We start from the raw sequence: 26,457 nt of genomic DNA, 5'->3' as shown, positions 1-26,457 counted from the left end.
CTCAATCCAGGTGTCACACCAGCATGGGAGCACCGAAGTGAACGATGTGGCGAAAGGCGCGGTCAAGTCGGCGGAACGCACCCTCGCGATCCTCGAACTCCTCACCAGCCGCGAAGATCCGTTGACGTTTACCGAGATCGCACAGACCCTGCACTACCCGCGCTCCAGCCTGCATGGCCTACTCCGGACGCTGGTCGAGCGAGGGTGGGCGGAATTCGACCCGACCCAACGGTCATTCGCCCTCGGAATTCGTACCCTCGAGGCGGGCAACGCCTACACCCGCGCGCTGGGCCTCGTCGAACGCGCACTTCCTCATATGGAACAGGTCCGCGACAACATCGACGAGACCGTGCAACTGGCGGTTCTCAACGGCCTGCACAACGTCTACGTCGCCAAGGTCGATGGCCGCCAAACCCTCACCCTGGCGTCCGAAGTCGGACGGCGCCTCCCGGCGTACGCCACCGGAGTCGGCAAGGTGCTGCTGGCTGGACTAGGCCAGGCCGAACTCGACCGCCGGCTTGGCGACTTCCAGCTCACTGCCATCACGTCCCATACGATCACTGACAAGGCGCGGTTGCGCGCCCACCTGCAGAACGTCCGGCGGCGTGGCTTCGCGGTCGACAACGAGGAATACACCATCGGGATCCGCTGTGTCGCGGTTCCGATCTTCGACTACAGCCGGCAGGTGGTGGCCGCCCTGAGCATTTCGGTCCCGGCGATCCGCTTCACTCCCGCCCATCGGGAACGCGCTCACCGGCTCCTCGTCGAGGCTGCCTACCGGTTGTCGACGGCCCTGGGTTATGCGACGGCGAACCCCGCACGATCAGGATCCGCGGAGGTCAGATGAGCGCTGGGGCGTAGCGTTGGGGGATCCAGCGCGCGAGCGCCGGATCCCCGAGGAGGAACGGTTGATCGAACTCCGGCCCGCGTCGACCGCGGAGACCGCACATTGGCAGGCGCAGTGGGAGGCCCGGCACCGCGCCTGGTGCGCCGCGCAGGACCTCGCCGAGGAAGACGTGGCCGGACACTTCGCGTGGATCGCGGACTGGCGGGCGCGGGCCTCCGAATCACCTGTCCTGGCTCTGGTCGCTCTCGGTGAGGTGGTCGGTTTCGCCGCTCTATCGGTGTACGACGACCCCACCCGCCGCCGGGCGACCATCGACGACCTCTACGTGCTACCCGCACACCGCCGGAGCGGTTTTGCGATCGCGGCCCTTACCGCGATCGAACAATGGTGCCGCGACCAGGGCGCGGTCCGGATCAACACGACCGTGGATCCGGGCGACCCGGCCCAGGACGCGGTGTTCAGGTCGTACACCGTGATCTCGCAGCGGATGAGCCTGGTGCTCGCCGAGCCGCCGCTGCCGCTGCCGGAGGGACTCACCGGCCGGCCGATGACGGAGGCGGAGTTCGACGTGTGGTGGGACGCGGAGGTGGCGGGCTACGCCGACAGCATCGCGAGCAGTGGCACCCTCCCACCCGGCGAGGCGAAGGCCCGCGCCGTGGCGCAGGTCGCCGAACTCCTGCCAGACGGCCTGCATACCAAGGACCACAGCCTGTCAATCCTGGAAGCCGACGGTGCGCAGGTGGCGACGATCTGGATCCACCACCACCGGCGGGTCAGGGCGTCGTACATCTATTCGGTCGCGGTCGAGCCGGCGCAGCGCGGCAAGGGATACGGGCGAGCCGTCATGTGGCTCGCCGCCCGCCGTTCCCTGGAGGCTGGCGATCAAGTGCTGGCGCTCAACGTCTTCGGTCACAACACCGTGGCGATCAATCTCTACACCAGCCTCGGCTACCGCATCACCGACCAATCGCGGCTCCTCGAGTGGGTTTCGCCGCCGAGCTAAGGAGTCAGCAAATCTGGCCGGGCCGCGTCGCGGTGGCCTTGAGGAGATCCCGGAGCAGGTCGAAGTCGATGGTCTCGGGTCGCCGGAATCGCAGGCAGCCCTTGCCCATGTCCTGCCCGGCCAACCGCTCGGCGAACGCCGCCCGGACGTCACTGCGCATCAGGTAGAAGGAGATGTACTGCTTCTGGCTGGCGAACGCGATCTCGGCGACACCATCGCGTTGGTACACGGGCATGCCGTACGCCATCACCTCATCGAAGCCGGCCAGCTCCGTCTGGCACAACGTGCGCAGTCTGGTCAAGGCGTCCTTGCGCGCCTCGGGCACCTCGGCCAGATAGCCAGCTACATCGTTCGCGTTGCTCTGCACCATTCCGCGAGGTTACGCCACACAGAACTCGTTGCCCTCCGGATCGGCCAGGACGACCCAGCGGCTACCGCCTTCCTGACCCTCGCCGATCCGGGTCGCACCCAGCTCGCACAGCCGGGCGACCTCCTTCTCGACGTTCTCCGGGCCGTGGTGCAGGTCGAGGTGGACGCGGTTCTTGCCCTGCTTGGGCTTGGGCACCACCTGGAAGAGCACCCGACCGCCGAGACCTGTCCCGCGCTCAGGATGCACCGGGTGATCCGGATCGCGCACGGCGGCCGCATGCCGCCACGCGAACCGCCCGTCGAGCTCCGTGACGGCATCCTGAACCGGGACGCCGTCGTCCAGCAGTCGCTGGATGAACGCCGAGTGGTCTTCGACGACATAGCCGAGCGCCTCCGCCCAGAATGCCGCGAGCCGATGCGGATCGGCACAGTCAATGCACACCTTGTAGCTGACAGCCATGCCAGCACCGTAATGGAGGCTTCCGACACGGGCCCGCTATGCCGGGGGCGCGGCCTCGGCGCCCGCCCGGGCCAGCGACTCGAACTCCTCCTCGGAGAGCTCGATCAGGGCAGCGGTGGTGTTCTCCTCCAGGTGGCTCACCTTCGACGTACCCGGGATCGGCAGCATCACCGGCGACCGCCGGAGCAGCCAGGCCAACGCCAGCTGGCCGGGCGAGGCACCCCGCGCGCGGGCCAACTCGTCGAGCGGTCCGCCCGGACGTGCCAGGTCACCCGTCGCCACCGGGAACCACGGGATGAACCCGAGCCCTTCCTTCTCGGCGTACTCGAGGACGGACTCGGACTGCCGGTTGGCGAGGTTGTAGAGGTTTTGTACGGACACGATCTCGGTGATCCGGCGCGCCTCGACCAACTCCTCCACGGATACCTCGGACAGGCCGATGTGGTGGATCTTGCCCTGCTCCTTCAGCCCCACGAGCGCGCCCAACTGGTCCTCCAGCGGCACCTTCGGGTCGATCCGGTGCAGCTGAAACAGCTCGATGCGTTCCAGACCGAGGCGGCGCAGGCTGAGTTCGGCCTCCTGGACCAGGTATTCCGGCCGGCCCAGTGGGATCCAGACATCGGGGCCGGTGCGGGCCAGGCCGGCTTTCGTGGCGATCACGAGATCAGCCGGATACGGATACAGCGCCTCGCGGATCAGCTCCTCGCTGATCGACGGCCCGTAAGAGTCAGCCGTGTCAATGAGGTTGATGCCCAGCTCGACGGCTTTGCGCAACACGCGGATGGCTTCGTCGTGGTCAGCCGGCGGCCCCCAGATACCGGGTCCGGTGAGGCGCATCGCGCCGAAGCCAAGCCGGCGTACCGTCACATCGCCACCAAGGGCGAACGTTCCGCTCGCATCGGCGGGCCGGGTTGCCGCGGAATTCGTGCTCATACAGCCGACGTTACGCCCGCCCAGCACGTCGCCGGCAAACAACCGCGCGCATCTTCGGTCGATCAGGAAGAATGCCGGGGTGCTTCTGACCTTGACGACGACCGCACCGGCGCCGGCGATTCCGGCCTCCGACCTGGGCTTCCTGCTCCACAAGCATCCCGGCCGCGCCCAGTCGTACCCCGTCGCGGGTGGCACCGCGCACGTGTTCTACCCGGAGGCGACCGACGAGCGGTGCACGGTCGCGGTCCTGCTCGAGGTGGATCCGATCGCGCTGGTACGCGGCCGCAAGGGAGGTGGCGAGGGATTCGCGCTTGGTGCGTACGTCAACGACCGGCCGTACGCCGCATCCTCGCTGCTCGCCGTCGCGATGGCCCGGGTCTTCCGCACCGCGATGTCGGGGCGTTGCGACGATCGCCCCGAACTCGCCGCCGGCCCGCTGCCGCTCACGATCAGGATTCCCGCCCTGCCCTGCGCGGGTGGTCCGGGGGTGGCCGAGCAGATGTTCGCACCGCTGGGTTGGCGGGTGGAGCTGACCACGATCCCGGCCGATCCGGAGTTTCCCCAGTGGGGCGATTCGGCGTACGTCGATCTCGAACTCCGCGGCAGTATGCGTCTCGCCGATGCCCTCACCCATCTTTACGTGTTGCTTCCGGTCCTCGACAACGCCCAGCACTACTGGGTCGGGCCCGCCGAGGTCGACAAGCTGGTTCGCGCCGGCGGTAGCTGGCTGGCCACGCATCCACACCGGGACCTGATCACCCGGCGCTACCTTGCCCACCAGGGTTCGTTGGTGCGGTCGGCCGTGGACCGGCTGACCGAGCTCGATGGCTCCGAGCCCAGCGCGCTCGACGCGGAGCCGTCTGTGGCCGACGCGCCTGGAACCGCGACCACACCGCCCAGCCTGGCCGTACTCCGCCGTCAAGCCGTCCTTGACGCGATCCAGAAGTCAGGGGCAACCCGCGTTCTCGACCTCGGCTGCGGCGAGGGCGCCCTGCTCGCCGCGCTGCTCGGCAATCCGGCGTACGCCGAGATCGTGGGCGTCGACGTCTCCGTGCGGGCACTCGAACGCGCGAGCCGGCGGCTGCGGATGGACCCGCCCTCCTGGGACGCGGCCGGCGACGCGACTGGCGCACCAGCGTCCGCGTCCACCGGACACCCCGGTCGTGGCCGTGACCGGCTCAGGTTGTTCCAGTCCTCGTTGACCTACCAGGACGACCGACTCGCGGGATTCGACGCCGCGGTCCTGATGGAGGTCATCGAGCACGTCGACCCGCCCAGGCTGCGCGCCCTCGAACGCACCGTCTTCGGGTCCGCGCGACCCGGCACCGTCATCGTCACGACCCCCAACGCCGACTACAACATCCGCTACCCCGACCTCGATGCGGGCACCCACCGCCACCACGACCACCGCTTCGAGTGGACCCGCGAGGAGTTCCGCGCGTGGGCCCGGAACGTCGCCGAGGCCAACGGCTACGTGGTCACCTTCACGCCTGTCGGCGAGGACGACCCCGAGGTCGGTCCACCCACGCAGCTGGCGACGTTCGTCCTGACCTCCAGCCCCACCACCGGGAGCGCCGCATGACCGAGTCCCCCACACAGGTGTCCGCCGGAGAGTCCGGAACGGCACCGAGGCCCCTGGCGCTGCCCGAACTCTCCCTCGTCGCCCTCGTCGGCGTCACCGGCTCGGGCAAGTCCACCTTCGCCAGCAGGCATTTCGCCCCCACCGAGGTGCTGTCAAGCGATACTTTCCGCGGCCTGGTGAGCGACGACGACAACGACCAGTCGGCGACGAAGGATGCCTTCGAGGCGCTCTACTTCGTTGCCGGCAGGCGCCTCACCCGCCGGCGGCTCACGGTGGTGGACGCGACGAACGTCCAACCCCGTGACCGGCAACGCCTCGTCGAACTCGCGCGTGCCCACGATGTGCTCCCGGTCGCCATCGTGCTCGACGTACCCGAACGCGTCTGCGTCGCGCGCAACCAGGCGCGACCCGACCGGACCTTCGAGTCGCACGTCGTTCACCGGCAGCACGCGCAGCTCCGGAAGTCGCTCAAACACCTGACGCGGGAGGGATTCCGGCGCGTCCACGTGCTCCGCGGTCTCGCGGAGATCGACGCCGCTACGGTGGTCCGCGAGCGGCTGTTCACCGACCTTCGCCACGAGCCCGGACCCTTCGACGCGATCGGCGACGTGCACGGCTGCAGGTCCGAACTCGAAAGCCTGCTTGGAATGTTGGGGTACGTCCTCACCCACGACGCACAGGGCCAGGTGGTCGGCGCCCACCACCCTGAGGGACGGCGGGCGATCTTTCTCGGCGACCTGGTCGACCGGGGACCCGACAGCCCGGGCGTCCTGCGCCTTGCGATGGGCATGGTCGCGAACGGCGACGCGTTCGTCGTACCCGGCAACCACGAGAACAAGCTGATGCGTGCCCTGCGGGGTAGCAAGGTTCAGATCTCGCACGGGCTGGCCGAGACGCTGGACCAGCTCGACAAGGAGCCGCCGGAGTTTCGTAGCCACGTTCAGGAGTTCATCGAGGGCTTGGTGTCGCATCTGGTCCTCGACGAGGGGAAGCTGGTGGTCGCCCACGCCGGGCTCAAGGAGGCTTACCACAATCGGTCGTCGCGGCGGGTGCGGGAGTTCGCGATGTACGGCGACACCACCGGCGAGACCGATGAGTTCGGGCTGCCAGTGCGATATCCGTGGGCGAACGACTACCGCGGCGCGGCAATCGTCCTTTATGGGCACGTTCCCACACCGGCGCCGGAGTGGGTCAACAACACCATGTGCCTCGACACCGGATGCGTGTTCGGTGGCCGGCTCACTGCGCTGCGATACCCCGAACGCGAGCTGGTGTCCGTACCCGCCGAGCAGGTGTGGTACGAACCCGTCAAGCCGTTCTTGACACCGGATCCCAGCGCGGCCGGCGACTCCGCGCACCCCGAGCAGTCCCATGGCTCGGTCACCGATGCACCCCGGCGCGAACCCGACGTCCTCGACATCACCGACGTCCTCGGTCGGCGTGTCATCGAGACGACCCACCATGGCCGGGTGTCCATCCGCGAGGAGAACGCCGCCGGTGCGCTGGAGGTGATGAGTAGGTTCGCGCTCGACCCGCGCTGGCTGCTCTATCTCCCGCCGACCATGGCCCCATGCGCCACCAGCACGCGCGCCGAGCTGCTCGAGCATCCCGACGAGGCGTTCGCCGCCTATCGCTCCGACGGCGTCACACAGGTGATCTGCGAGACCAAGCACATGGGATCCCGGGCGATCCTCCTTGTCTGCAAGGACGAACGTGTCGCCCGGGAGCGCTTCGGCGCCGACGATGGCCGCACCGGCGCGATCTACACCCGCACCGGCCGGTCGTTCTTCGACTCCGACCTGACCGAGCAGATCCTCGCCCGGGTCCGCGAGGCGGCCGAAGCAGCGGGCCTGTGGAGCGAGCTCACCACCGGCTGGCTTCTCCTCGACGCCGAACTCCTCCCCTGGTCGGCCAAGGCCGAGGACCTGTTGCGGCATCAGTACGCCGCCGTCGGCGCCGCCGCCCGTACCGCCCTCCCTGCCGCGGTCGCGGCCCTGGAGCAGTCGGCCGCCGCCGGTGTGGACGTCGGCGAACTCCTCGACCGGACCCGCTCCCGCGTGGGAAACGCCGAGGCCTACACCCAGGCGTACCGCCGCTACTGCTGGCCGACCGACGGGCTCTCCGGTGTCTCGGTCGCGCCGTTCCAGCTCCTCGCCACCGACGGGGCGACGTACGCCGACCGCGACCACCAGTGGCACCTGGCCCTCGCCGACCGGCTGGCGCAGGCCGATCCGGAGCTGATCAGGACGACACCGCACCAGGTCGTCGACGTCTCGGACCCGGCATCCGTGGAGAGCGGTGTGCGCTGGTGGGAGTCACTGACCGCCGCCGGTGGTGAGGGCATGGTGGTCAAGCCGCTGGCGAACCTGACGCGGAGCCGGCGCGGGCTCGTCCAGCCGGGCATCAAGGTCCGGGGGCGGGAGTACCTCCGCATCATCTACGGCCCCGACTACACCGAGCCGGCCAATCTCACGCGGCTCCGCGACCGGAACCTCGGCCGCAAGCGTTCCCTGGCCCTGCGGGAGTACGCCCTTGGCCTGGAGGCACTCGACCGCGCGGCGCGCGGCGAACCCCTGTGGCGGGTGCACGAGTGCGTGTTCGGCGTGCTCGCCCTGGAGTCGGAGCCGGTCGACCCGCGCCTGTAGAGGAGGCTGGCGCGGGTCGACCGGCTGACTTCTCGCTCAGCGGGCCGCCAGCCGGTACGCCTGGTGCACCGTCTGGTCGATCGCGTTGCCGCTGGTGTCCCAGGCCCTGACCCGCAGCGACATCCAGCGCTCCCCCGCCCCACCACCAGGCGGGTGCACCACCGTCGCGGTGTACCGGCCGCCGCCCTCGCTCTTCACCCGGTCGACCGGCGTCCAGTGCGCGCCGCCGTCGGCGGACACCCAGACCTTGGCACCGGCGACCGAAGCCTTGGCCACCCGCGCCTGCCGGTGGACGTCGAGGCTGATCGGGAGCGGCCCTGACGGCTTGACCCGGTTGAGGAGGTCGACGTCGAGGTCGTAGTCGACCTGCAGCAGCGGGAGGAACGCCCGCTCGCCCGCGGCCGGCCGCTGGGAGGTGAACGTCCACGACGTCTCGGTCGCCGTCGAGTGCTGCCACCAGGGCGCGTCCCGGCTGACGCTCAGATCCAGCTGGTACGTCGCCCTGCCGGCGGCCGCCGGCCACTCGCCGTACACCCCGTCGCGTTCGAGCACGAGGTCGCCGTCGCGGTAGAGGCGGGCACGTACGTCGTCACCGGCCGACGCGTCGCCGTATCCCCCACTCGCGTCGAGGAACTCCCGGATCCCGATGGTGAGCTCGTCGCCCTCGCGATAGCCGGGGAACCCGTACCCGGCGTACCGCTCCACCTCATCGGGAACGCCCGGACGTACGACGGACCTGAACCACCCGCGCTCCCGCGTCGTACCCGCCCGGTAACTCCGGAGGGGGTCGGCGAGCCCGCCCCGCAACGAGGGGTTCGGCCACACCAGCTGCTGCCACCGCGTGTCGCCGGCCGACACCCACTCCGTCCGATGGAGTGGCAGCGGCAGCTTACGCGGGATCCGCAGCGAGAACGTCGTGTGCGGGCGGAACCCGTGCCGCGCCTCCGTACTCGCCTGGCCCTGGGTCCCCGCGTGGATGTTGGTGTCGAGGCGGGCGGTGTTCCTGCTGCTGATGTCGTAGCTCGGTCGGGCCGGGATCCGTCCCTGCTCGGGCAGCATCAGGTCGTAGAGGTACGGGCTCACCGCGACGCCCGTGAGGTCCAGTGTCAACGAGCCGGTCGCGCGCAGCTTGTCCCGCCACCGTGCGCCCTCCGTGGCCGAGATCGTGAACGACGGGACCGGCGAACCCGCGTCCACCCGTCCGAGCAGCCAGCCCGGCCGGTCGTGGTGGACGATGACCGCCCGGGCGCCCGCGGCCGCGGCCGCTCGGACCTGCGCGTCGATCGACCGCTCGTCTGACCGCTGGACCAGGACGGCCTTGCCCTTGGCGGGAAGTCGCGCGAGGTCGTCCAAGGTGGCGTTCTCTGGTGCGGCCACGACGCCGAGGGCCTGGCGACCGTCGATCTTCGGCGACCCGATGGTGTACTCCGTCTCGACGCGGGCATCCGTGCCACGGACGGCCAGCGCGATCTCGGGCGCGAACATCTCCCACTGGGTGTACATCTCGAACTCACCCCGACCGACCCGCGCGGTGGGCGCCGCGTACACCACGTCGACGTACTTGTCGAGCAGGTACGACAGCGTGAACCACTCCTTCTCGGCAGCCCGGTGATAGCTCACGGTCACACCCTGGTGTTCGGTCGGCTTGGGCGTGGCGACGACCAGCTTGTTCGCCGTCCGACCGTCGAGCACGATCCGGGTGTCGTCGGTGATCACCAGCTCGGGTTGCCCGACCAGGGCGACCTCGCGGCCGGCGAGATTGGGCTCATCGAGGGTGAAGAGGTAGGCCATCAGGCTGTACGTGCCCGGGCGGACCCGGAAGGTCGCCGGTTTGCTGGAGCCGCCCTTGCCCCCGAAGTAGCCGGTCTCCCAGGCGTCGGTGTCGAGGTTCCACAGGTCGACCGAACTGCTGCCAGCGGCAGTCCGACCGTCATGCGCGATCGCCTCGACGGTGAGCTCGACCATCCGGGGTTCCTTGTAGAGGCCGACCGACGTGTGCGCGAGGACCTCGCCGTCGGGCGTCGCCGCCGTGACGTACCCGCCGTAGAGGTCTGGCTCGCCGAGGGTGGGATCGAGGGTGAGCGTCACCTCGCTGGTGCCGTTCGCGGGTACGACGACCCGCGGGGCGCTCAGGGTGAACATCCCCGGTGGCGGGGTGGCGCCCTCCTTGCCGCTGACCGGGACCGCGAGGTCGAGAGTCACCTCCCGGGGCGAGGTGTTCGTGTAGGTGATCGTGCGAGCGACCGGCGGGTCAGATCCGTCGTGCGGCCAGTCGAACCTGCCGAGGTCGAGGGTGCCGGGGTGCGCGTACACCTGGCTGGTCACGGCGCGGCCGATGTCGACCCGGCCGCCGCCCTGCTGGTAGACGCTGAGATCCGAGTGCGGGCGGGCCGTGCTCACCAGCGCGGACTTGAGCTGGCCGGGATCCCAGTCGGGGTGCTGCTGGAGCAGGATCGCCGCCGCGCCCGCCACGTGGGGTGTGGCCATCGACGTACCCGAGGCGGTCGTGTAGCGCGCGTCGACCGGAGTGCCCATGGTCGTCCCGTCGGCGCGGGCCGCGACGATGGCAACCCCCGGCGCGGTGATGTCGGGCTTGATCGCGTAGTCACCGAGCCTCGGGCCGCGACTGGAGAAGTCCGCCAGTTGGTCGGACTTGTCGACCGCGCCCACCGTGAGCGCGGCGTCGGCGGTGCCGGGGTTGCGGACGGTCTGGTCCGACGGCCCTTGGTTGCCTGCCGCGGCGACGAAGAGGGTCCCGGTGGACGCGGTCAGGTTGTTGACCGCCTGACTCAGCGGGTCGGAGCCGTCTGTGGCCTCGCTGCTCAGGCTCATGCTCACGATGTCGGCGCCGCTGGTGGCGGCCCACTCCATGGCATCGATCAGCCAGGAGTTCTGGCCAGAACCACTGTCGTCGAGCGCCTTGCCCACCAGCAGTCGAGCGCCGGGCGCGACACCCTTGCGCGCACCGCCGGCCGCCGCGCCAGATCCCGCGATCGTCGACGCCACGTGCGTGCCGTGGCCGTGCCCGTCCTTGACCGTGCCGGAGCCGGTGCCGGTGAAGTCGCGGGAGCCCACCACCTTGCCCGCCAGGTCGGGGTGGGCCGCGTCGATACCGGTGTCGAGGACCGCGACGGTGACGCCGGTGCCGTCGAAGCCGGCCTGCCAGGCCGCCGGAGCGCCGATCTGGGGCACGCTCTCGGCGAGGTCAGCGGTCACCTTGCGGTCCAGCCAGATCTTCTTGATGCCGTTCGCGAGACGTTGCGGCGCTTGCGTGGTGGGGGCTGCCCGGCCGCTCACCGCGCGCCAGAAGTCCCGGGCTGCCGCCTTGTCGGTCGTGGCCGCGATCGCGTTGATGCTCTCGAGGGTGGCGGTCCGTGTGGTCCCGGGGAGCCCTTGGGGCGCGGGGCCGGCGTTCGTTCCCCGTTGCGGTGGCTCACCGGTGTAGGTGATCAGCACGGGCAGCGCGGACTGGTGCGCGTCGTCCAGGCCCTGCTCGATCAGGCCGGTGAGGTTGAAGAGTTCGCGGTCGAGGGCACCTGAGCTGACGCCGGCCACCACCTCGTCGGGGAACGCGTAGAGATCGCCATGGCTCTGGACCACCTTGACGTTGGCGCGCGCACCGTCGTCGTTCGGAACGACGGTGACGGCGTTCCGGCCCTTGGCCACCGGATCCACCCGCACTCGGGCGCCGGTCAGCAATGTCACGGTCCTGGCTTCGTCGGGTCTCGTCGCCGGCTGCTCGGGTGCGGTGCTCCGGCCAGGTGAGTCGGCTGTCGCCGGCATGGCCGGGGCCGCGCCCACCATCAGGAGCCCAGTGACGATGACTCCGGGCGTCGCCAGCGCCAACGCTCGCGACAATCTCCCCCACCTCGACGGCATCGGCCAGCCCCTTCCGGCGCACTCGTTCGATCCGCGGTAGCCGACAGGATGCCGCCATCCGCGAACGCCGGCGCCTCTCGTGGCTGGCGATTTCGCGCCGTGGCGCAGACGCGCCACGAGGCTCACAGCATGGTGGGGCATTGGCGATAACACGCCCGCCTCGTGGCTGTGACACAACACGGTCTGAGCTGTCCAGATGCTGTCAGGCTTTCCGCCAGCCTGTGTACGGTCTGAATTCGTCGACCTACGGTGAGCGCATCTCCGACCCTCATTGGGAGGTGCGCAGACGTTGCCTGCTATTTCCGCGAAACCGCTTACGACGCTGGGAGTCCTGGCTCTCAGCGTTGGGCTTCTGCTACCCGTCGTGCAAGCTGGGCCGTTCGCCGCAAGCACACCAGAGACGCGAGGAGCGGCCGCGGCGGACGCCCCGCAACCGCCCGGACCATTCCCAGACCCGTTCCCTGACGGCGACACCTACACCGTCCCTGGCGATCGGGACGGACCCAGCGAGTTCCCCGTCGTACGTTATGCCGAACTCCAGCCGAAGGTTCCAGGCAAGATGGACTTCGAGCATTTCCACAGCTCCAAGGAGATCAACTGGTGGCTGCGGAAGTGGGCGTACGAACACCCTGACATCACCGAGCTCTACGAAGTCGGCAAGAGCTTCGGCGGCGAACCGATCTACCAGCTGACGATCACGAACAAAGCAACCGGCAAGGACACCGACAAGCCGGCGGCGTTCTTCGAGGGCGGGCGCCATTCCGGCGAGATCACCAGCACCGAGAGCGTGCTGTGGCTTACCTGGCAGCTGGTCGAAAAGCACGGCTCCGACCCGAAGATCACCCAGCTGATCGACGAGAAGGCCATCTACCTCAGGCCGTTGAACAATCCCGACGGCAGCGACCTGTACCGCTGGACCGCACAGACCAACCGGAGTTCAGTTCGGCCACACGACTCCGACGGGGACGGCAAGCTGGACGAGGATCCCCCGCTCGACCTCAACGGCGACGGCTACGCGACGCAGATGCGTAAGCGGGTGGGGCCCGGCAAGGGCACACACGTGATCGACGACCGCGATCCGGCCGGGCGGGTGCTCCGCAACGTCGGCCAGGGCAACGGCGACTACCTCGTCTATACCGAGGGAATCGACCATGACGGCGACGGGAGGATTGGCGAGGACGGCATCGGCGGACTCGACCTGCACCGCAACTATCCCTACAACTGGCGGCCCGAAGCGTCCGCGGAACGCACCGGGCGGGGTAACACCCAGGCCGGTGCCGGCGCCTATCCGCTCTCCGAACCCGAGACCCGGCACGTCTTCACGTTCCTCACCTCCCACCCCAACGTCGGCGTCGTCAACTCGATGGACACCGCCGTACCCATGCACCTGCGGGGGCCGTCGACGTGCGAGGAGAAGGACTGCATGTTCGCCTCCGATCTCAAGCTCTTCGAGTACTTCGACGAGGTGGGAGTGTCGTTCACGGACTATCCGTGGGCCGGCGACGTCTACCGTGACTACGCGACCAGGTTTGGTGGCGAGCCGGAGGCGTTGTTCGGGCACGGCCCGGACTTCGGCTACTTCCAGTTCGGCGCGGTGTGGTACGGCGATGAGCTGTGGAACGGCGGCCGCTTCACCGACTACAACAAGGACGGCCGCTTCGACGACTGGGAACGTTCCCGGTGGTGCGCGGAGAACAACCGCGAGGACTGCTTCCTTCCCTGGAAGCCCTTCGAGCACGAAACCCTTGGTGCGGTGGAGATCGGTGGCTTCAACCCGAAGTTCTGGAACCAGAACGCGCCCGCGGAGCTGCTGGAGGAATGGGCCGCCAACCAGGCGAAGTTCAACCTGGCGATGGCGTTCGAACTCCCCCGCGTCGAGATCACCGACACGAAGGCACGGGCACTGGCCAAGGGGCAGAAGGACGGCGCCACCCACGAGGTGACGGTGACCGTCCGCAATCCGGGTCGCATCCCGACCGCGCTCGAACAAGCGAAGCGGGTCAAGATCGTACGCCCGGACACCGTGACCGTGCGGCTGCCGAGCGGTGCCGGCCAGGTCGTCGGCGCGCCACCGGAGTTCTGGCTCAAGGGGCAGAGCAGCTACCAGGCGACGGTGCGGGTCAAGGTCAACCCGGGAACGTCGCTCGACACCGTGACGGTGCGGGCGTCAAGCACGCGTGGAGGGGTTGCTGAACGCGCGATCCGCTGGCCTGGGTGACACCGCCCTGCGTCTCGGGGCTCACTCGGGGGTTTCCTCCTGAAATTCACTCCTGAGGTTCGAGGGTGATGCGGGTGGCGGCGTGGCGTTCGACGGCTCCGCGGCTGTACAGCAGCGGAATGTAGGCGCCACGCCGCCACGACTCGAGGAGGTCGCGGTAGTGCGGGCTGCGTGGATCTCCTGACTGCCCTGGCGTGTTGATCACCACCGAGTCGTCCCAGGCGCCCACGTCGAGCACCATCCGGAACGACGCACCGATCGTCTGTACGAATTCGTCCGAGAGGTACGGCGCGGCGTTGACGGTGGTACCCGAACCACCGACTGGGATCGGTCCCACCTCGAACGACGGATCGAGGAATCCCAGCGGATGCGGTTGTTGGTTACGGTGGAGGTCACCCCACCGCCAGGCGCCAGAATCCTTACCCAGTAGGCGTTCCAGTGCGGCGTAGGCAGCCCCTAGCGTGGAGAGCATCAGCGGCTCCCAGCCTGGTTGGCTGAGCAGCTCGTCCCGCATGCCGGTGTAGTCGACAACGCCGGCGGCTGCCGAGCGCGCCCTTGCCCCGGACGACGCCTCGGCGAAGGCCGGCATGAGATGCCGCGATATCCAGTACTCATAGAGGGCCGCCGCGGCGGAATCAGCCGACTCGACCGCATCCCAACCACGCAGGAGTTCCAGGGCCGACGCGGTCGCGGGCTCCTCTGAATGCAGGGTGGCCAGCACACCCACGATCTCGCGGGCCGCGACGGATTTTACGTCTGTCTGCAACCGCATCGAATCCGTCAACGAGTGTGGCTCCGACGCCGACAAGACCTCCACGATGCGCCGATGCCGCGCCGGGTCAGGCCATTCGTACGACAGGTGCCGATCGGCGGGGAAGCCCTCAGGAAGGTTGAACTGGTTGGCGGTCGCGACGAATCCCTCAGCGGGGTTGAGGATCTCGGGAAACTCCTCGCTCGCATGGAAGCCGTCCCACTCGTAGCGGCCGTCCCCCGGCACCGGCAACAGGCCGTCCCACTCCGGACGCCTGGGCACCAGCGCGGCCGCGGTCCAGCCGATGGCGCCGTCGACGTCGGCGTAGACGTGGTTCTCCCCCGGACCTCCCCAGCCTCGCAACGCCGCACGGAATGCCGCCACGTCCTGGGCCTGGAGGTATGCCAGGCTGCCGAGGTACGGCGCGGTGCCGGGTTCGGACCAGGTGGAGCGGACGGCGTACGCGCGGTGTCGTTTCTGGTCGACGTGGATCACCGGGCCGTGCCGGGTGAAGGCAAGCTCGCATTGACGCGACGGCTCGCCCTTGACCGGGATCTTCTCGGCGATGATCCGCAGCTCTTCCCAACCATCGGCGTACCTGTAGCGGGTCGGGTCGGTGGTGTCGAGTTCGTAGACGTAGAGGTCCTGCACGTCGACGGGAAAGATGGTGAAGCCGAACGCCACTTGGCCGTTGTGCCCGGCCGTCACCCCCGGCAGGGCAGGCTCGCCGGCACCGATGACCTCAAGTCCCGGCGCCGAGAGATGGGCGACGTACCTCAACGACGGCGTGGCGTAGGTGCGGTGCGGGTCGCTGGCCAGGATCGGCCGGCCGGTGGTGGTCCGGCTCCCGGCGACCACCCAGTTGTTGCTGCCTTCCGCCGTCGGATCGCTCGGCGCCGCGGCCCCGAGCGGCGCCCTCGGATCCCCACTGAACACCAGAGGCTGCGTAGCGAGTTCGAAGACCCGCAGGATCTCCGGCGGCAGGTCCAGATCCACGCCCTCAGCAAGGTGGGGTTGACGCGCCGGCTGGAGTCGCTGGCGGACCAGATCGGCCTGCAAACCGGCAACATTGGTGACCCGTGCCCGCGCGACCTCCTGGAGCAGGTTGTGGACGATACCGTGGCTGCGGATGCGCACGATGTCATCGGGTTGCCAGTACGCCGGCCGGTAGCCGAGCAACTCGAACTCCGGTGGCAGCGCTTCGGGATGCGTGTCCAGCCAGTCGACATAGGCGTTGATGCCTGACGTGAAGCTGGTCGCGATCGCCTCGGTGTCCGGTCCGTAGCTCGTCCATTCCCGCGCCATTTCGCCGCGGTAGAGGAAGAGTCGGGCGGCTCGGTCGCGCTCGACGTAGTCCGGGCCGAGGACCTCCGACAGCAACCCGAGCCCACGCCGCCGCCACAGGTCGATCTGGAAGAGCCGATCCCTCGCCGCGTTGAACCCCTGGGCGATGAAGGCATCCTCAACGGTTTCGGCGTAGATGTGCGGGATTCCCCACGTGTCGACGATGATCTCGACGGGTCGGCGTACGCCCACGCTTACTTTCATGTCCACGTCCATCTGAGTCCTGGTTGCACCTGTGGAACCTCGGCGAGTGGCGCATCTCTCCTCCTGACCGAAGGAGTCCGGCCGGGTGGATCAAACGGAAACGTCGACTCCACCATCGTCGAGAGCCCGTCCGCCTGCACCGGCTCATCCTCCCAGCTTGACCCCGTGGCGTCGACGGAGAATGGGCACCGCCCGGGCTGTCGGATCGTGCGGGCTTGGCTCAGCTGGCGACTCCCCGGCGAGTTCCAGAATCGGATCCGGCGCGTCGGGGCCCTCGAGGTGTTCGCGCAGCACCGACAACGGGCGTTCGTAGGCCCAGGCCCCCTTCGACCACCGCGGCAAGCGACGTGCTGAGGCCGAGTACGAACCTGCTGGTGTGCGCGCCCGGGACACGGTCAGGCTCGCCAGCCCTGAACCCGTTGCGAAGATTGTGGAAACTCCGGGGTGCTATAACACCCCGGAGTTTCCACAGTCTTACGAACGCACCTGCATTCGGCCCTGCTGGGCTCGGAACGCCTTGAAAATAAGGCGTTCCGATGGCCATCGCCGGTTGCGAGCCATGATCGTGATCGGCTAGCCTCGAACGCATGAGCGACGGCGATGGTGTGCGGATCTCACCGCTCCCGCCCGGGTTTGGCGACATGCTTCCCGGCCCGGAGTTGGTGGCCGCGCTCGCTCCTGTCGATCGGAACGCCTGTAACGGGTTTGAGGTGGGGGAACAAACAAACCGGCAGGCTCGAAACCTTTGAAAGTGAGGGCGATCGGGCCTGCCGTCATGCGTGATCAAGCCCGGGGTGGCCATCCGCGCCGCCCTCTCGCCGCCGCGTGCCGCCCCGTGCTCCCGCGCTGCGGAAGTCCCCACCGCCCAGGTGTAGGCGTACGGTATGAGAGAGGAGGAATCACCGCCATGCGGGCCGGACACCGGAGCGTGCCCCACACGGCCGACACCCGGATCGAAGCGTGGGCACCGACGCGTGAGTCCTGTGTGACCGAAGCGGTCACCGCGATGGTCGAGGCGTTCGTCGACCTGAGTACGGCAGAGCAGACCGACAGCGCCTCATTCGAGGTCAGCGAGGACACCGACGAGGATCTCCTGGTCACCGTACTCAGCGAGGTCATCTACCTCATGGACACCGCCGACGTCATCCCGCTCCGCGCCAGGCTCGACCCCGCCGAGGAGGGGTACGACGTCCACTTCGACGTCACCGGCATCGACCAGCTCGAGCTGGTCGGCGCCGTACCCAAGGCGGTTTCGCTGCATGGCCTGCGCTTCGACGATCGGCCCGACGGGTGGTTCTGCAGCGTCACCCTCGACGTCTGAGCCGGCCGTGGCCCACACCCAGACCTCCCGAGCCGGCCGTGGCCCACACTCAGACCTCCCGAGCCGGCCGTGGCCCACACTCAGACCTCCCGAGCCGGCCAACTCCGCCCGGACCTCCCTCACCCCTTGACCACACCGATCGGCCGCAGCCGCGCGACCGGCCGCGCGAGACCAGCGCCCTCGGCCGCCTCGATCACCGCCTCAATGTCCTTGTATGCCTCAGGTGTCTCCTCCGCCAGCCCTCGCCACGACGCGCCCCGCACCGCGATGCCCTGCGCCTCGAGCCGTCGTTTCAGGGCCTCCCCCTTCACCACCCGGACGGCCTTGTGCCGCGACAACGTCCGGCCCGCGCCATGGCAGGTTGACGCGAACGCCGGCGCGTCCTCCACGCCGGTGAGGACGTACGACGCGGTGCCCATCGAACCCGGGATCAACACCGGCTGCCCGACGCCTGGAATCTCCACCAGGTCCGCCGGCAGGTCGACGTGGCGCGGCGGTAGCGCCCGGGTCGCGCCCTTGCGATGGACACAGAGCCGGCGGCGTTCCCCGTCCACGTCGTGGGTCTCGATTTTGGCGAGATTGTGCGAGATGTCGTACACCAGATCAAGGCCCTGCCCGGTGACTCGTTCGAAAACCCGGCGCGCGGCCTCACCCAGCAACTGCCGGTTGGCACGCGCGTAGTTGGCCGCCGCGGCCATCGCACCGAGATACGCCACCCCTTCGGGCGCTTCGACCGGCACGCAGGCGAGTTGCCGGTCGGGAACCTCGATCGCGTACGCCCGCATCACCTTCTCCATCGTGCGGACGTGATCGGAGCAGATCTGGTGCCCGAGCCCACGGGAGCCGCAATGGATCATCACGCAGACCTGGCCCATTGTGAGCCCGTACGCCGATGCCACCCTCGCGTCCAGCACCTTGTCGACGACCTGGACCTCCAGGAAATGGTTGCCCGACCCGAGGCTCCCGACCTGGTGCAAGCCACGATTGACAGCGCGTTCGCTCACCTGGCTGGGATTCGCATCCTCGACCGCCCCGCCGTCCTCGCAGCGTTCAAGGTCACGGGCCACCCCGTGTCCCTGCGCGACGGCGTACCGCGAACCACCGACGAGCACCTCGTCAAGCTGATCGCGTCCAGCAAGGCTCCACACGGCGCCCTTTCCCATCCCGCGCGGCGTGGCCATGCCCAACCCGTCCATCACCATGTCAAGCATGGGCGCAAGCTGAGCCTGGTCGAGGTCAGTGGCGGCATACAGGCGGACGCCGCAGGAGATGTCGAACCCCACCCCGCCCGGAGATACGACACCGCCCTGCGCCACATCGGTCGCCGCGACGCCGCCGATCGGGAAACCGTAACCCCAGTGCATGTCTGGCATGGCATACGAAGCGGACCTGATTCCTGGGAGCGTTGCCACATTCACGACCTGCTGCAGCGCCTGGTCCTCGCCAGGTGAGGGAAGCAGCGCGTGGGACGCGAAAACAATGCCGGGCACGCGCATGCTGCCGGTCCGCTCGATCCGGAAGCGGTACGCCGACTCCTCGATCAGTTTCATCGCCGGTCTCCCGCCTACGCCGCGCCCGCCACCGGGCCAGGCCTCGGCACCTCGACGCGGAGGTGATCGCCCTCATCGCTCACCTCGAGGTCGGGGTCCAGCGCCTGGCAGGCGGCGACGAACCGGTCGCGGACCCAGGTGTACTCGGACGGGCGCGCCAGCCGGGTGAAGCAGTACTCCAGCGCCAGCGGCACCACCCGCAGGACCCGGGGCCGCGGACCGTCGAGGGTGAGGAGTACGAAGATCCCGAGATCGTTACGCAGGTAGGGATCCACTCGGTAGTCGTCGACGAAATCACCGAGGTCGAAAATCACCGAGTCCGCGACACCATGGAAGACATGCGCGGAATGTCCCGCGATCAGGGTCGCGCCAGCGGCCAGCAACACCGAGGCGGCGGACCGCAGATAGGGCAACGGCGCCGACGTCATGTTCGGCCCCCAGTGAGGCGTCACCAGCAATTCGTCGACCTCCGCCCGCTGGTCGCGGACAAGCGCCACCAGCCACGGAGGTACACCGTCGCGCAGGTCGGCGTACGCCACCCCAGGGCGACCCTCCCCGGCCGCGAAGTCGAGCGGATGATCAGTCACCCCCACGATGCCCAGCCGGGTCCCGCGCGCCGTCAGCACCGCCGGCCGGCGAGCCGCGTGCACATCCGATCCCGCACCCACACAGGCGATGCCGGCCTTCGACAGGAGGGAAACAGTGTCAAGCAGCGCTTGCTCACTGAAGTCGAGCGCGTGGTTGTTGGCGAGCGTCACGCAGTCAACCCCCAACCAGGCAAGGGTCTCGGCCGCGATCGGAGGCGCACGGAAGAAGAACGGCTTCCCCGGCGCGGGCCACTGCGTACCCCGATCTGAGAGGCAGCATTCGAGGTTGAGGACGACCACATCGGCCTCGGCCGCGACGTCCCGCACACCCGGATCGAACACCGAGTGCGGTCCCTTGGCACGCAGGTGTTCGGCCACCTCGCGCCCGAGCATCGTGTCGCCAGCCAGTCCTAGCGTGACCGCCATCGTGGATCGCCCCTTATGACCGCCCTTTGCGCAGGAACGCCTTGAGCCGGCGCAGCGGCCAGGTGTTGATCACGTCGTCGCGAGTGAGCCAGCCACGCTGGGCGGTGCCGATGCCGTACCTCAGCATGTCCAGGTGCGCGACGGCGTGCGCGTCGGTGTCAATCGCGAACTTCACGCCGTACCGCTTCGCGCGCAGGACGCATTCGTCGTTCAGATCAAGGCGATCGGGAAAGGCGTTGACCTCCAGCGCCGTACCCGTCCGGGCACACGCCTTGAACACCGCGTCGAGGTCGGCCTCCACCGGCGGGCGCTGGCCGATGAGCCGTCCCGTCGGGTGTCCGATGATGTTGACGTACGGATTCTCACAGGCCCGCAGCAACCGCTTGGTCATCTCGTCCCGCGACTGCGTGAAGTGCGAGTGCACCGAGGCGACGCAGATGTCGAAGCCAGCAAGGAACTCCGGCCCCCAGTCCACCTCGCCGTCGGGGTCGATGTTGAGCTCGGTGCCGTGGAGCAACCTGAGCTTGCCGTAGCGACCCTCGAGCGCCCGGACCTCCGCGCGCTGCGCCAGCATCTTTTCGTCAGTCATGCGTTGCATGGAGAGGTTCGGCGCGTGGTCGGTGATCGCGTAGTACGAATAGCCTCGCGCGGCCGCCGCGGCCACCATCTCCCCGAGTGAGGCCACGCCGTCGGTGAGGTTCGTGTGGGTGTGCAGGTCGCCGCGGATGTCCCGCTGGGTGACCAGGGTCGGAAGCTCGCCCGCGAGCGCCGCCTCGATCTCACCGCGATCCTCGCGCAGTGGCGGCGGAATCCATGGCAGGCCGAGCCGGGCGTAAACCTCGTCCTCGGACTTCGACACGATCAGCTTGCCGCTCCCGACTTCGAAGAGGCCGTACTCCGACAGCTTCAGCTTCTGCCGGACCGCGATCTCCCGAGTGCGCACATTGTGCGGTTTGGATCCGGTGAAGTACTGCAGGGCGGCACCCCAGGCCTCCGGCCGCACCACCCTGAGATCGACCTGCATGCCATGCGTGGTGCGCACCGACGTCTTGGTCTCGCCGTGTGCGATGACCTCCGACACAGCGTCCAGGTGGGTCAGCGTCTCCATCAGCCGCTGGGGATGTCGGGACGCGGCGAGAATGTCGATGTCGCCGATCGTCTCCCGCATCCGCCGCAGGGAACCCGCGTACGTACACCGGTCGCATCCGGTCACCGCCGAGAGCTCCGCGACGATTCCCTCCGCCACCTCCATCGCCACATTGATGTGGACGCGGCTGCCGATCTGCTGGAGGAGTTCGATGCCGTGCCGGAGATTCTCCTCGGTCTTGGGACCAAACCCCTTGAGACCCGTCAGTTTCCCCGCATCGAGCGCGGCCAGGAGCTCGGGCACGGAAGAAATACCGCGCTTGTCGTACAACACCATCGCCTTGCGCGGGCCGAGCGTCGGGATCGCGGTGAGCTCGCGCACGCCGGCCGGGATCTTCGCGCGGAGTTCCTCGACCACATCGATGTGGCCAGTCCGGAAATATGCCACGATCTTGTCCGCAATGGACGTCCCGACGTTCGGGATCCGCCGGAGCCCGGCAGCATCCAGCGTGGACACGTCCGCGTGATAGCCGGCGACGGACCGTGCGGCCTTCTCGTAGACCCGCGCGCGGTAGGCGTCGCCGCCGGTGATCGCAACCAGGTCGGCGTACTCCTGAAGCAGCGCACCGACCTCATCGTTTGGTCGGGCCATACGTCCAGCCTAGGAGGTACGGCCAGCCCTCACTGCACGAACCTGGACTCCTGAAGGAACCTCAGGGCGACCGGCCCGGCGTCGCGACCGCCGCCGCCACCGTCCTCGATCACGACGGCGAACGCGATGTCGCCGCGGAACCCGATCATCCAGGCGTGCGTGCGCGGTGGGTCCTCCGAGCCGTACTCCGCGGTGCCCGTCTTGGCGAAGACCGGCTGCGCGCCGGGCAGGTCCAGAGCCTTCGCAGACCCGGTCTCGACGACCGCCCGCATGAGAGTGCGCAGGTCGTCCCCCAGGTCGGCCGGCAGCACCTCGCCTGCCTTCTGGCCGGGAGCGACGTCAGGCAGCAGCACGGGTGTGCGCGGCTGTCCGGAGTCGACGGTGGCCGCCACCATCGCCATGCCGAGCGGGCTCAGGAGGACCCGTCCCTGACCGATCATGCTGGCGGCGCGGTCAACCAGGTCCTGGGGCTCGGGGACGGATCCGGAGTACGCCGGGAGCCCGAGCTTCCAGGTCTCGCCGATGCCGAACCGGTCAGCCATCGCGGCCAGTGCGGAGCCCTCCAGAGTCTCGGCCCGTTGGACGAGCGCGGTGTTGCACGAGCGGGCGAACGCCGTGAGGAGCGGGCCGTCGGGCAGCGAGGTGTTGTAGGCGTTCTTGAACCGCTTGCCCCCGATGTTGGTCTCCGCCGGGCAGGACACCCGGTCGTCGACCTGGAGGCCGCCCTCGAGCAGCGCCGCCACCGAGACGACCTTGAACGTCGAACCAGGTGGGTACTTGCCCACGAACGCGCGGTTGTACGACGTGACTCCCGGGCCGTTGGCGGTCGCGAGGATCTCACCGGTGCTCGCCCGGACCGCCACGAGCGCGGTCGGCTTCTCCTGGGACTCGATCGCGTTCTCGGCGGCCTCCTGAAGCGAGGTGTCGAGGGTGGTCTTGAGCGGCTTCCCCGGCCGCGCCGCCAGCCGGAAGACCTCGCGCACCTTTGTACCGCTCTTACGGTCGACCACGTCGATGCTGCCGCCGGGCGTCCCCGCAAGCTGGGATTGGTAGGCCTTCTGCAGCCCGCTGGTTCCGATCTCGTCGCTCTCCATCGCCAGCGGTCCAGCGTCCTTCAGGGACTCGGCCGTCGCCGGGCCCACCACGCCCAGCACCGCACGGGCGAACGTCGAGGTCGGCGCGAGCGACATGGTGTCCTTGTGCGTCACCACACCGGGAATGCCTTCCACCGCCGACCGGATCTCGCCGTACGCGCCCTCCCGCAGCGTGATGACGTCGACGAACTGCGTGGGAGGAGCGGCCTCGGCGCGGCTGCGGAGCTTGCCGGGATCGATGCCCAGCACCGAGGCCAGCCGGGAGTACGTCACCTCCGGCCGCACCTTGCCTGGCTCCACACCCACCCGAACGACCGGAAGCTCCTGCGTGAGCGGCTCGCCCTGCTGGTCGAGGATGGGCGCGCGCTCCGGAAGCTCTCGGGTGCGGTCGAGCTTGGTCGCGTCCGTGAGCTGGGGATGGAACGTCGCCGGCGCCCACCAGACCTTCCAGCGGCCCTCGCTGTCTTCGCGGACCTCAGCGGTCGAGGCGTAGCGCCAGGTGCCGAGCCCGGCAAGGTCGTGGGAGACAGCGATCCCTTGCCGGCAGACCCTGCGGCCGTCGTTGAGCTGGTCGGCCTGGTCGCCGTCGAGACAGGTCAGCTCACCCCGCGTCCGCACCGTCGTGCGCCGGATCACCAACTCGGTGGTGACCTCGGCGAGCGTCGCCTTGGCCACTTTGGACGTACGACTGTCAACCGCAGTGCTGGCCTTGCCGGCGGACCACGCGCGGGCGAACGCCTGCGCTGCGTCGCTCGCTTCCTTCGGCGGGCCATCGGGTCCGGCACATGCCGCGGCGGCGAGCGCACCAACAACCACGAACGTCCATCTGACGGCCATCCGGCGCTTCATGATCATCCCCCGACTCGGTCTGCGACGACGCAGGGAGTACAGCACAAAGGCCCGACATCTCGCGCGCGCAGGATCACCAACGTACAGTGATCGCCACGTTGGGCGATGCCCTTCGCTACAACGCGTTCGTCCTTGCCCGGCCGGAGGCCCAGAGGGCACGCCATCTGTGATCGTGGAGATTCCGGGGTGCTATGACCCCCTAAAGTCTTCCCGGTTTTCCTGGAGGACGGTGGATGTGAGACCGTCCGGCGGCGAGGTTTGAATAAGAGGTCGCGACTCGTCTCTAGGCGTGGTCGGCGCAGCACGCGGTGGGGTTGGGCACCTCGAACGGCGCTAGTACGCCACCACCGGCCGGCGTCACCGCGAGTACCAAGCGGCCGTCCCGCCACTCTGGGCGGACGAAGTCCCGCGTATCAACGGCGTCGTCCAGTGTCGCGGGCGGGCCACCGACGACAACGATCTCGTCGACGGCGGACCGGGCCAGTACCTCGCGGACCGTCAGCGTTCCCACCAGGGCGTCCACCCCCGGGAACACCACTGCCCGGCCGGTCGACCGGGCCGCCAGCTCTCCGGCGGTGAACGCCGCACCCGCGGCCAACGACGGCGGGCCATACCGCTCGTGTTGCCAGGCGAGGCCAAGCTCGGCGATCCCCAGGCGGTTCGACAGTGCTGCGAGGCCGCCGTCAGCCCCCGGCTCGCGCAGTTCGCCCGGCGCGCCCGGCGCGACCGGCTCGACCAGGCCAAGCTCGGCAGCGTCCACTGTCACTGACAGCGCGGCGTGTGGGTGATCGCCGCGGACGACATGCGTGCAGGCGAAGCGTTCTGGGGCGGCGCCGAGCACCTCCCCCAGCACGCGCTGGAGGAGGTGCTCGGCGGCACGGACCGTGGTGGACCCGGCATCGATACCGAGCACGGTCATGGTGCGGGTCGTCACTGCGTGAGAACCCAGATGGGGTTGGTGTAGAACCACAGGTCGATCCACGGGTCGGCGTCGCCTACGACGTCCATACCCGGACCGTGCGGGTCGACGTCCGCGCCGTGGTAGCCGGCCGCGGACCGGTTGCCGTCGGTGCCCCGGAGGCGAAGGTAGACCGGCCCGTCGACCGCACCCAGGTCGTAGGTGAAGCGCAGGGACGTCTTGCCGGCGGTCACTTCGTACGACTTGACCACCTTGGTGTTCGGCGCGGTCAGGGTGTCGCGGTCCTTCACCGAACCGGTGACGTCGCCCTGGATGACGTCGACGCGGGCCAGCTTGGCAACGAACTGCGCCCAGTTCGGCGTGGTGGCGAGGTCAACCGTGACGTCCAGCTGGACCTTCGTGCCGCGCTTGACCTGGAGCACACCGCCGAGGGTCACGCCCGGGCCGCCCGACGAGGGGCGCACCTGCGCGTCGATCCCGTTGATCAGTCGGCCGTGGTCGACCCACACGCGTCCAGCCCGCAGGCCCGCCATCACCGCGGCGTACGTCGCGGCGCTCGAGCCCACGTTGGTCCGGCTGTAGAAGCCCGGCCAGTAGTCGTTGTTGCCGGTGTTGATCGCACCGCCGTACACGGGGTCGTTGTAGAAGCCGTTGTTGTTGAAGTCGCTGCCGGGTCCGCGGGTGGCGGTGTCGGCGTACACCGAGTGGCAGTCGGAGTTGGCGGTGATCCACCACGGCTTGCCCTCGGCGAGCAGGCTGTCCCAGAGCCCGCCGACGGTGGCGGTCATCCAGTCGAAGCCGCCCCAGGTGCGGTAGCTCTCCAACGGATAACCGGGGAACGACTGCGTACCCGGGCTGGCGTTGTAGGAGCCCCGACCCGAACCCGGGCCGAGCGGCTTCGGAAGACCAGCGGCCTGGTGGCCAGGCGCGCCCTCGAACCCGAGCGCGATGCGGGGCGCAGCGTCCCGCCAGCCGCGGATCTCGTGCGGGGAGTCGATGCCCTGCCGGGCCGGGTGGTTGGCGAAGAACATCGCGTCCTCCACCTGCTTACGGCGTACGGCGTCGGCGAGGAAGTTCAGGCCGGCGATGGCGAGCGCCTCGTTGGCGGGCGTACCCTCCTTCGCGTTCTTGACGGTGCCGTCGTAGTCGTTCTCGAACTGCCTGAGGACGCCCACCTCGTTCTTGCCCGGGTGAACGAAGACGGTGCCGTGCTCGGCACCGGGGATGTTCCACTCAAGGCCCTGGAAAACAAGGGTGTCCCGGATCTCGTCCCGGGCGTTACGGATGTCGGGGTTGACCTTCTCGACCCCGATCTTGGCGTGCTGCACGGTGCCGTGGTCGGTGATGACCATCCAGTCCAGACCATAGGCGTTCGCGTGCCGGACCTGGTCGATGACCCGGTACACCCCGTCCGGGCTGTACTGCGTGTGGATGTGGTGGTCGCCGGCCAGCCACAGGTAGCCGCCCTTGCGCGCGACACCGCTGGTGTCCGGCGCGGCCGCCGCGGGCGCGGGCGTCGTCGCCGAGCCGAGGACACTGGCGGCCGCGCCGGCGCCCAGCAGGCCGGCGCCGCGCAGGAGCGAACGCCGGGACACGTCGGCCGGCGCGAGTTCGCTGTCAGGGATTTCGGAGTCGAGAACCTGCGAGGGTTCGATCGACGCCTCGTCGTGGCTGTGGTGGCCGTGACCGTGGCCATGCGGGTGATGGTGGCCCATCTGTGGGCAGTCCCTCCTGGACG

General features: G+C 68.9%; 18 protein-coding genes. 7 read left to right on the top strand and 11 right to left on the bottom strand.

Annotated features, from left to right (window positions below; genetic code table 11):
* Nucleotides 1-37 precede the first annotated feature (37 nt).
* Together B141_RS0121300 and B141_RS41900 are read left to right on the top strand one after the other, a co-directional pair.
* Entirely contained in the window at nt 38-847 is an 810-nt protein-coding gene (locus tag B141_RS0121300) for an IclR family transcriptional regulator (RefSeq protein WP_020577211.1), read from the top strand.
* Between the two features lie 61 nt (nt 848-908).
* Complete coding sequence (locus B141_RS41900) at nt 909-1,850, top strand: GNAT family N-acetyltransferase (RefSeq protein ID WP_169512953.1); 942 nt, start codon at nt 909-911, stop codon at nt 1,848-1,850.
* 4 nt (nt 1,851-1,854) lie between these two features.
* Here the strand turns inward: B141_RS41900 and B141_RS0121290 are convergent, their stop codons facing one another.
* From B141_RS0121290 to B141_RS0121280, 3 genes are read right to left on the bottom strand one after another with little or no spacing between them, the layout of a single operon-like run.
* Nucleotides 1,855-2,220 (bottom strand): iron chaperone, encoded by a 366-nt coding sequence (locus B141_RS0121290; protein ID WP_020577210.1) that lies wholly within the window; start codon nt 2,218-2,220, stop codon nt 1,855-1,857.
* A 9-nt stretch (nt 2,221-2,229) separates the two neighbouring features.
* The gene (locus tag B141_RS0121285) at nt 2,230-2,679 is read right to left on the bottom strand and encodes a VOC family protein (RefSeq protein ID WP_020577209.1); all 450 of its coding nucleotides are present in this window, start codon (nt 2,677-2,679) and stop codon (nt 2,230-2,232) included.
* 36 nt (nt 2,680-2,715) lie between these two features.
* The gene (locus B141_RS0121280; protein ID WP_020577208.1) at nt 2,716-3,612 is read right to left on the bottom strand and encodes an aldo/keto reductase; all 897 of its coding nucleotides are present in this window, start codon (nt 3,610-3,612) and stop codon (nt 2,716-2,718) included.
* 79 nt (nt 3,613-3,691) lie between these two features.
* Between B141_RS0121280 and B141_RS0121275 the strand changes: the two genes are divergently transcribed.
* The gene (locus B141_RS0121275) at nt 3,692-5,194 is read left to right on the top strand and encodes a 3' terminal RNA ribose 2'-O-methyltransferase Hen1 (protein ID WP_020577207.1); all 1,503 of its coding nucleotides are present in this window, start codon (nt 3,692-3,694) and stop codon (nt 5,192-5,194) included.
* On the top strand, nt 5,191-7,839 hold the full coding sequence (locus tag B141_RS0121270; RefSeq protein WP_020577206.1) for a polynucleotide kinase-phosphatase: 2,649 nt from the start codon (nt 5,191-5,193) through the stop codon (nt 7,837-7,839). The genes B141_RS0121275 and B141_RS0121270 overlap by 4 nt, the downstream gene beginning before the upstream one ends.
* Before the next feature lie 36 nt (nt 7,840-7,875).
* On the opposite strand, the gene B141_RS0121265 is transcribed toward B141_RS0121270, so the two are convergent.
* Nucleotides 7,876-11,697 (bottom strand): S8 family peptidase, encoded by a 3,822-nt coding sequence (locus B141_RS0121265; RefSeq protein WP_026257438.1) that lies wholly within the window; start codon nt 11,695-11,697, stop codon nt 7,876-7,878.
* Between the two features lie 385 nt (nt 11,698-12,082).
* On the opposite strand from B141_RS0121265, the gene B141_RS0121260 reads away from it, so the two are divergent.
* Nucleotides 12,083-13,936, top strand: a complete 1,854-nt coding sequence (locus tag B141_RS0121260) for a M14 family metallopeptidase (protein WP_202805862.1) — start codon at nt 12,083-12,085, stop codon at nt 13,934-13,936.
* Nucleotides 13,937-13,982: 46 nt separating this feature from the next.
* On the opposite strand, the gene B141_RS0121255 is transcribed toward B141_RS0121260, so the two are convergent.
* Nucleotides 13,983-16,235 carry a penicillin acylase family protein gene (locus B141_RS0121255; protein WP_040421973.1) on the bottom strand — a complete coding sequence of 751 codons (2,253 nt, stop codon included), beginning with the start codon at nt 16,233-16,235 and terminating at the stop codon, nt 13,983-13,985.
* A 587-nt stretch (nt 16,236-16,822) separates the two neighbouring features.
* Between B141_RS0121255 and B141_RS49480 the strand changes: the two genes are divergently transcribed.
* Nucleotides 16,823-16,984 (top strand): hypothetical protein, encoded by a 162-nt coding sequence (locus tag B141_RS49480; RefSeq protein WP_157181173.1) that lies wholly within the window; start codon nt 16,823-16,825, stop codon nt 16,982-16,984.
* Between the two features lie 158 nt (nt 16,985-17,142).
* Complete coding sequence (locus B141_RS0121250) at nt 17,143-17,556, top strand: archease (protein ID WP_020577201.1); 414 nt, start codon at nt 17,143-17,145, stop codon at nt 17,554-17,556.
* Between the two features lie 119 nt (nt 17,557-17,675).
* Here the strand turns inward: B141_RS0121250 and B141_RS0121245 are convergent, their stop codons facing one another.
* The 6 genes from B141_RS0121245 to B141_RS0121220 all read right to left on the bottom strand — a co-directional run bounded on the left by B141_RS0121245 (nt 17,676) and on the right by B141_RS0121220 (nt 26,434).
* On the bottom strand, nt 17,676-19,106 hold the full coding sequence (locus B141_RS0121245; RefSeq protein WP_020577200.1) for an RtcB family protein: 1,431 nt from the start codon (nt 19,104-19,106) through the stop codon (nt 17,676-17,678).
* A gap of 14 nt (nt 19,107-19,120) precedes the next feature.
* Complete coding sequence (locus B141_RS0121240; protein WP_020577199.1) at nt 19,121-20,119, bottom strand: CapA family protein; 999 nt, start codon at nt 20,117-20,119, stop codon at nt 19,121-19,123.
* A gap of 13 nt (nt 20,120-20,132) precedes the next feature.
* Nucleotides 20,133-21,857: a DNA polymerase/3'-5' exonuclease PolX gene (polX, locus tag B141_RS0121235; protein WP_020577198.1), complete on the bottom strand. Its 1,725-nt coding sequence runs from the start codon at nt 21,855-21,857 to the stop codon at nt 20,133-20,135.
* Between the two features lie 29 nt (nt 21,858-21,886).
* Nucleotides 21,887-23,788 carry a penicillin-binding transpeptidase domain-containing protein gene (locus B141_RS0121230; RefSeq protein ID WP_169512952.1) on the bottom strand — a complete coding sequence of 634 codons (1,902 nt, stop codon included), beginning with the start codon at nt 23,786-23,788 and terminating at the stop codon, nt 21,887-21,889.
* 295 nt (nt 23,789-24,083) lie between these two features.
* A complete protein-coding gene (locus B141_RS0121225; protein ID WP_020577196.1) occupies nt 24,084-24,734 on the bottom strand; it encodes a hypothetical protein in 651 nt (216 codons plus the stop codon).
* Complete coding sequence (locus B141_RS0121220; RefSeq protein WP_020577195.1) at nt 24,731-26,434, bottom strand: PHP domain-containing protein; 1,704 nt, start codon at nt 26,432-26,434, stop codon at nt 24,731-24,733. Before B141_RS0121220 ends, B141_RS0121225 begins: the two co-directional genes overlap by 4 nt.
* Nucleotides 26,435-26,457 lie beyond the last annotated feature (23 nt).

Origin of the sequence: Actinopolymorpha alba DSM 45243 (assembly GCF_000373925.1) — a bacterium.
GTDB classification, from domain to species: Bacteria; Actinomycetota; Actinomycetes; order Propionibacteriales; family Actinopolymorphaceae; genus Actinopolymorpha; species Actinopolymorpha alba.
Note: the sequence above shows the minus strand (reverse complement) of the source record. Positions and strands in the feature narration are given on the sequence as shown.